6 protein-coding genes are annotated in these 7,831 nt (G+C 33.2%); all 6 read left to right on the top strand.

Annotated elements, in window-relative coordinates; genetic code table 11:
• The first annotated feature begins 727 nt into the window (after positions 1 to 727).
• The gene (locus tag H7U04_RS10595; protein ID WP_037598735.1) at positions 728 to 1,558 is read left to right on the top strand and encodes a ParA family protein; all 831 of its coding nucleotides are present in this window, start codon (positions 728 to 730) and stop codon (positions 1,556 to 1,558) included.
• Positions 1,542 to 2,066: a hypothetical protein gene (locus H7U04_RS10590; protein ID WP_110981373.1), complete on the top strand. Its 525-nt coding sequence runs from the start codon at positions 1,542 to 1,544 to the stop codon at positions 2,064 to 2,066. The genes H7U04_RS10595 and H7U04_RS10590 overlap by 17 nt, the downstream gene beginning before the upstream one ends.
• 662 nt (positions 2,067 to 2,728) lie before the next feature.
• A complete protein-coding gene (locus H7U04_RS10585; RefSeq protein WP_110981374.1) occupies positions 2,729 to 4,192 on the top strand; it encodes a replication initiation protein in 1,464 nt (487 codons plus the stop codon).
• 191 nt (positions 4,193 to 4,383) lie between these two features.
• A complete protein-coding gene (locus tag H7U04_RS10580) occupies positions 4,384 to 5,367 on the top strand; it encodes a tyrosine-type recombinase/integrase (RefSeq protein ID WP_110981375.1) in 984 nt (327 codons plus the stop codon).
• A 214-nt stretch (positions 5,368 to 5,581) separates the two neighbouring features.
• Positions 5,582 to 6,391, top strand: coding sequence for a DNA/RNA non-specific endonuclease (locus H7U04_RS10575; protein ID WP_260315573.1), 810 nt, complete (start codon positions 5,582 to 5,584; stop codon positions 6,389 to 6,391).
• A 586-nt stretch (positions 6,392 to 6,977) separates the two neighbouring features.
• A partial coding sequence (locus H7U04_RS10570) for a leucine-rich repeat domain-containing protein (protein ID WP_207185743.1) occupies positions 6,978 to 7,831 on the top strand: 854 nt, incomplete at its 3' end.

The raw sequence follows: 7,831 nt of genomic DNA, 5'->3' as shown, positions 1-7,831 counted from the left end.
CTTATTTAGTATATTAAGGGAATGGATAAAAGATATGCGATATAATACCTAGCAATACATTTTTTAACAATATATATTACATCGTCTATAGTACACTATAATAATGTATCGTATATTACCTACTATATACGATAAATATAAAAGCTATATATTATTCACACTACATAATGTATTATGTATCGTGTTGTAATAAAAATATTCTCCTTTATTATAGGAGTGGATGAAAGATATACTATATAATACTTAGCAATATATCATTTAACGATATATATTACATCGTCTATATTACACTAAAAAGTGCAATTTCTTTTTTTACACTACACTATGTATAGTGATGATATGTATAGTGTAATGTGTAATGCTTGAAGGAAACTTGAATATAGTAATATATCCTATCTATCGTTACCATATGTATCTTATATGTCTATAAGATACATCGTTTATTTTATATAATGTATCGTGTTTTATTCTTGTCTAGTTTTGATTATCATATGCTTTCTTTTGAAATAGTATATTATAAACGATACACTATGTATTAGCTAATGCGTAACACGCTGATTATCAATAATCCATTATAAGCTATACATAGTGTATCTTGTATTGTTTACGATATATCTTACATAATACTTGCTATTAGATTTCTATATGGTATACTTTAAATAGTTAATAATATGTATCGTTTTGTTATACATAGTGTATCGTACATAATGGATTGAAAGGAGTTTCTATGGTTGCAAATACAGTCATAATGATGGACGAGAAAGGAGGAGCCTCAAAAACAACTTTAAGTGTATTACTGGCTCAAGCTCTAGGAGACGCTGGCTATAAAACTTGTGCAGGAGATCTTGATGGTCAATGCAATCTTACTACAGCGGCAGGAGTAAACGAAGCCGAACATAAAGGAATTTATGATGTACTAAAAAAAGAAGTAGAAGTAGCTGATGCCATTGTGCCAGTTGACGGTTATGATTTGCTTCCTGGAAGTAAGCTTATGAAAAACTGGGAGAGTGAAGCATCAGGACTAAAAGATAGAGATTTTCGTTTAAGAAATGTTGTACAAGATATCAATGACTACTACGATTTTGTACTTTTTGATACACCTCCTTTTTTTGGTGTTTCTACAACAAGTTCTCTTTTTACAAATTCGAAAGTTTTCGTTCTTATTCCTACAACACCTGATAAGTTTGGGGTTGAAGGGGTAAAAGATACCATCGAAGATATTGAAGCTGTTCAAGAAGGGTTCTCTTTCTTTGGAATTGATATTGTTATAGCTGGAATCGTTATAACACAGGTTGATAAAGGGCCAAGCTTTGGTAAAAAATCAATTAAACAAATCAAAGCAAGAGAAGCAGTAGCAACTCTTGAAGAAATTGCTGAAGAGCATAATACCAAGGTTTTTGAGCAATACTTGTTTAATAATAAACAATACAAAGATATGATTGCTAATCAAGCAAATGTTTTCACAAATAGTGGCTATAGCATCCCTAAAAAACAAATCACAAATGTTATGAATGAACTAATTAAGACGATTGGAGAACACAATGGCGAAAAAGCTTAATACAATCCAACAAAGAAATTTTAATAACCTTTTAACGGCTGTTGAATCAAATGACCGAACAACAGCTAAAGAATTATTTGAACGCTTTTTTAAAGGGAAAGAAATTGAAGAAGTAGTAATTGATAAACTTAAGGAAAAGCATGATATTGCTTATCTAACTGAAGAAAGTGTAGAACCAAAAAAAGCTGCTGTTGCCCCTAAAAAAGTAAACAATGTCACTCAGAAAAAGGAAAAAAATAAACTTCCTACAAAACTGGAACCAGCTAAAACAGTGGAAGAAAAATCACGTGCAAATCTCAATATGACACAATTATCAATGTCACGTTTTTCTGCACTAAGAGCTGTTTTAAACAAAAAAGACCTTAAAGGAGAAAATGGCAATTATCCTAAACGCGGTGGATCTGATAAGCTATTCACTGAAATGTTAGACCAGGTGTACCAACTTCTAGACCCAGAACAAAAGGAATTGTTTAACACATTGGTGGAAACTGAGATGAGTTTTAAGTAGGAAAACTTTATTTTATATCATACAAAAGTGTAGGTATTTCTACACTTTTTATTCTTTATATAAGTCGTAATTTTTTCAAAGAATTTTTTTGATTTTACGGTTTCAATTATGATTAAGAACATTTAGTAATAATAGTTTAAATAGTATTAAGTAGTATTAAGTGGTTAATAATAGTAACTAAGTAGTTAATTATAGTTTAAGTAGTAGAACTCCTGAAACCCTTGCTATTACTGAGCTAAGCCTACCTTTATCATATAAAACTGTATGTATATCCTACAAATTGGTAGGTATATCATATAACTTTGCATGAAAGTCACACAAAGTTGTATGTTAAGTCTACAAAAATGTATGTATGTCATATAAAATTGTAGGCGTATCCTACAAAACGGTATGTATATCCTATAAAGTTGTATGTTAAGTCAACAAAAATGCATGTATGTCATATAAAATTGCAGGTATATCCTACAAAATGGTTGTAAATTTTAAAAAATACTATGAAAATCAGAATATTAGTGATATAATGTCATACAAAAGGGTTGTAAATTAATATATTTATACCCTGTCACATATTGCAGTAAGTAATTAGCTTGTAGTAAAATAATTACTTTTATTTAAAATACAACCAAAATGTATGATGAATGAACTAAGAGAGGTAGAAGCATTTGGTAGAGAATAGAGAGTTCAGAGAGATCATCAAATATGATAATAAGTTTACCCAAATGTTCCAACTTGGCGACCTTTCTCCTCTTCAAGAAAATATGATTTACTCTATATTTGGTGAGTTGCGAGATGTTTATGATGAAAACGAAGCAGCAATATTTTCTTATTCGAGTCTGGCAATGCTAGCAGGTAATACATTTTACAGTTCTAGGGAACAAAAAATTGTTCCTAGGACTGGTAAGCGATTTGAAACTACAGTTGAGGAACTAGAGGAAAGAATGACTAAAATTGTATATCGACATCCCGAAAAGGTTGTCGATGGTAAGGTTGTCTCTTACACCTCCATCCCACTGTTCAAGACCTTTAGAGTAGACCACGAAAATAAACTCATTAAAATCCACCTGTCTGATGCGGAATATACTGAATATGATGAAGTAACTACAGAAGATGGAGCAAAAGTAAAAGTAGCGGTCAGGCGTACAGTTCAAGACCTTTTTAACAACCCAGAGTGGGGTAAAAAAGCTAAGTACATTCAGTATGGACGTGACTACCATAACCTATTGAAGAGTAAGTATTCTAAACGATTATTTAGACATCTAGCAGACTGGCGTAAAACAGGTTTTGTAAAAGATACAGCTGAAGAACTAGAGCAAGAAGTTTTGATCTTGGATAGTCCAAGTTTACTTCGTTCGAAAGGTACTAAGCTGCAGCAAGCAATGGATGAAATCAATACGCTATTAGTTGATGAGCATGGCCTTCCTGTAATACAAGATTTGACAGTAGAGCGAATCAAAAAAGGAAAATCAATTACCCACTATATATTTAGGTTTAAACCGTTCGATGACGATTTGAGACGTATTGTTGCAACAAACGATAAAGTCATTACCTTTGAGAAGAAGAAGGAGTTAGACTTCAAACGTAAGATGGCTATCGTGATGGAGAAATTCTACACAGTTTTTCCTAAAGGGAGCAAGGCTGACAACTACAATAATAAAAATCAACTCAAACGTTGGCTTGAAACAATGGACCATGAACTAGTTATTGAGGCGTTGGAAAGAACAGGAAGTGATGCAAACCGTACTTTCGGTTGGACAAGAACGTTGCTCAATAAATGGGAAGTAGCAGGGTACACAAAACTTTCAGATTTGAGAGATAGTCATCCAACTAATAAGGATAATCGTCCTTCAAATGTTCCAGACTGGTCTGAGCCAAACTATGAAAATGGAACGGATGAAAAAGACCGTTTAGGACTAGTAGTAGTAGCAGTTAAATCAGCAATTAAAATAGAACTCTCAAAGACGCCTGACGAAGATAACAAGGCGGATATTAAACATTTAGCAGAGAAACTGTTGCAAGAGAAGCTGTGGGAACTTAAAGATAAAGGTTTAGAGTCACTGTCTGATAGCCACTTTGAAGAGACAAGAGAACAACTCTTGACTGAGATACTTGATTATTTTAAAGTATAACTTCAGATGTATTTTTGTAGATAGATTATATATATAATAGCGATACACGATGTATCGCTATTTTGTTTTAGAGATTTTTTATACTAGTTAAATCTAAAATCAACATGCAATCTTGTATGATATAATAGGTTTAAAAATAAGTAGTGGTAAACCTGTAGTTAATTGCTATCATTATTGAGAGGAGGAGAATTATGTCAAAACAGAAAGATAAATATCTAGCACTCAGAAGGCAATTACCAGATATTATAGATGAGTATATATCTTACCTTCAAGTAGATGTCGAAGAGCCTTCTCCCAAAATGGTTGAACGTTTGTCAGTGATCCAGAAATTTTTAAATAGCTATGCAATTACGATTGATAAAGAGGGTGCCTCCCTATCATTGACAGACTTAGAAAAATTACCACGAGAATTTGTTCAAAATTATTTGGCAAATTTACGTCTGAAACCAGCAGGGAAAAGATTCATACTCTATACTTTAGCAGCTTTTTGGAGTTTCCTTACGAATACCTCTTTTACAGTTGAGAGAGGTATGCCTTTATTTTATCGTAACGTTTTTGATGAATGGAAGATTGTTTATAAAGAGAGTTACCATAACATTATATATTCGGAATCAAAGAAGAATACTATTTTGTATACGCAGCAAGAGCTAGAAAGCTTGCTTGATTTCATGGCAAACAGTTACGTTACAACTCTACCAACTCAGAAAAAGGCTGATAATTGGGAAAAGGAGAAAGAGCGAAATATTGCTATATTTGCGATCATAATTGGTACTGGAGCAAGTACTCAAGAAGTTGTAAACTTGACAGTTAGGGATATTGATATGCGTAAAAAAGGAATTTGGGTTGTTAGGAACAACGAGAAACAGTTTATTCGTTTTCTTCCTTTCACAATTCCTTACATTGCTCCATTTGTTAAGGAACGACGTGGACGCTGGGACTTAGACCCTTCTATACCATCATTATTTTTAACTGTGTTGAAAAAGCCTATGGGGAGAAATACAATAGGTCATTTGGCAAAGAACATTGGACATGCTTATGGTAAGGCAATTACTCCTAGTATTTTAAAAGACAGCCACGCCTCTATTGTTTATAAAGAGACAGGTGATATTAAGAAAGTTGCTGAAATACAAGGATATAGTTTAGATAAGAATCACCTTATAAGATTTATTGATTGATAGTATGAACTTATCTCCAGATTAGTCAAAAGACCACTTAAGGTCTTTTTTATGTCACTGGGTTACGAATAGTGACTCCTAAGTCTATAATGAATTTATAGAGAATTAAGGAGGTCTTATGCTTAGAAAAAACAATGAAAAAAGAGGTTGTCTTGGCAGTCTGATTTGGATACCGATAGCTATTGTTGTTATGTTTTGTATAGCTGGATATGGTATGTCCCAAGGAATTAATGTACCTGGTATTTTATCTAGTGGCTTTAATGTTATTAGTAAAGGGGAGCATGCCAATTCAAGTGATGTCGGAAAATTATTTGGGAGATTTATTCCCAAGTCAGAATCTTCGGAAACAGGAAACAGTTCTTCTAAAACAAGTGGTGTAAAGTCTGATGCTTTCAGCTACAGTCCATTGCCTTTTGAAAACCATAAGCTAATGGTCAATGGAGATTTGGATAGTCTTGGTAGAGCAACATATGGTCACATCAGACTAAAGTATTCGGACAAACCACAAGATGATAGGGAAAGTAAAATTAATGTTGATCCAGTCGGCTGGCATAACTATCGTTTTAAGTACGAAGATGAGTCTGGAAAAGTCAAAAAAGCTTATCTGATGAATCGTGGGCATCTTATTGGTTATCAGTTTTCTGGATTGAATTCTGAAATAAAGAATCTAGTACCTATGACGCGCTATTTGAATGCAGGAACGATGTCTGATAGTAAAACGGATGCTAATAATCCAAACGGTATGCTATACTACGAAAATGCACTAGCCAAATGGTTGAAGAAAAACCAAAATATGTACTTAGATTATTGTGTTGTTGCAAACTATACTGACAATGAGTTAGTACCTAGGACTGTAACGCTTTACTGGACATCCTTTGATGAAAATGGGACACAATATGGAGTTGAACTACCAGAAGCAGGATTAGCAACGAGTGATGGAAATGTGAGTTTGGTCACACTTCAGAATGTTTCAAAGAATGCTAATATTAACTACTTAGATGGTACAGCCACAAGTAATTACTAACATTGACTATAGAATGTTTTATGCTAAAATAAGAATCAGCGTAAGCGTTTGAACATAAATTAAAAAAAGGCAAACATCGTTTCTAATGTTTGTCTTTTTTGTGTCTAATGAACTGATTGTTTAATAATAAAACATTAAAAGGCGTAGCTAAAAGGATTGTAAACGCTTGCTAAAAACAAATTTTCATAAAAATCGTCCTTTTAAAAAGTAGGATTATGTTAAAATACTAAAGAGGTGTAAATTATCAGATTATTTCAGACATACAATGTAATTTGTAGATATTTCATAATTTTACGGCCTTTCAAAAATAGGATTAATTTTATTTGTAAGTAATGAAAAGTTTGAGAACAATTTAGTCACGTTCTACTTCAACGTATAAGTATTAGTTTAGGTGACGGCAAAAATTAATTATCCTACCATATTTGAATAGAATTTTTTGAGAAATGGTTTAACCTTTACTTTGTATAGCACAGACTTTTCTGGAAAGGAGTATTAAGACAGATTTTACGAAGAATAAATAATTTGATAATCAAAAAGACAGTCAAAGAGTAACTTGAAAGATATTATTACAATAGGAGATATTTGGATGAAGGAAGTTTTAAAACTAAGAAAACGCCGAACAGGTCAATGGGTAACTGTTGCGGGTATGGTATTAATTGGTGCGTGTATGGCAATCGGGAATACAGTGGTTTTTGCAGATGATGCTCAAACATACCCGATTGAGGCATCAGATAGTAATAAATTTAATTTAACGGACTCCCCCTCTCCTTTAAGTAGTGAAAATTTAGGAACAAATAATCGGGGGCATGAGGTAGCTACTTTACCAACTACAGGACAGGTTGATTCAAGTGACAAAACCACACCAGAATATTTGATGAGTGAATCGTCAACTGTTTCTTTAGTTACAAGTGATGTGGCGACTACAGAGACCTCAATATTGGCTAGTCTTTCTGAAGTCGTGCCAACTAAGTCAACTGACAGCTCTGAAACGCTAGTGCCATCAACTTTGTCGGAAGCTCCAAAGCATGCACCAACTTCTGAGGGGGCAGTAGCTGAAGTTAAAATCCAGTCTGAAACACTAGTAGAACATTCTATTAATAGTAATAATGAAGAGGAAAGTGGTGATAATTTAATTTACGATATACACAATCAAGAAGTTACAATTACTGATATCAAGCGAAAAGAAACGATTAAAAAACTTATAATTCCACAAAAAATTTCTAATTATAGAGTTACTGAAATAGGTTCTGATGCTTTTTCAGGTTCTAGTTTGAGTGAAGTTGTATTACCGAGTACGTTAAGGAAGATAGGCAATTATGCTTTTAGTGGGACACAGCTGACAAAACTTACCCTTCCAGAAGGCGTTACTGAAATAGGGGCAGGTGCCTTTTCAGGTTCTAGTTTGAAGGAAGTAGTGTTACCAAGAACGTTAACGAAGAT

It is taken from the genome of Streptococcus sp. 22.1, from assembly GCF_016648645.1.
Classification (GTDB): Bacteria; Bacillota; Bacilli; order Lactobacillales; family Streptococcaceae; genus Streptococcus.
The sequence above is the reverse complement of the archived record's forward strand: the minus strand, read 5'-3'. Positions and strand labels throughout refer to the sequence as shown.

What these genes read in the sequence shown, in the direction of transcription:
- H7U04_RS10580 (WP_110981375.1), top strand. Translation starts at nt 4,384, where the DNA reads ATGTCAAAACAGAAAGATAAATATCTAGCACTCAGAAGGCAATTACCA.
- H7U04_RS10590 (WP_110981373.1), top strand. Translation starts at nt 1,542, where the DNA reads ATGGCGAAAAAGCTTAATACAATCCAACAAAGAAATTTTAATAACCTT.
- H7U04_RS10595 (WP_037598735.1), top strand. Translation starts at nt 728, where the DNA reads ATGGTTGCAAATACAGTCATAATGATGGACGAGAAAGGAGGAGCCTCA.
- H7U04_RS10575 (WP_260315573.1), top strand. Translation starts at nt 5,582, where the DNA reads ATGTCCCAAGGAATTAATGTACCTGGTATTTTATCTAGTGGCTTTAAT.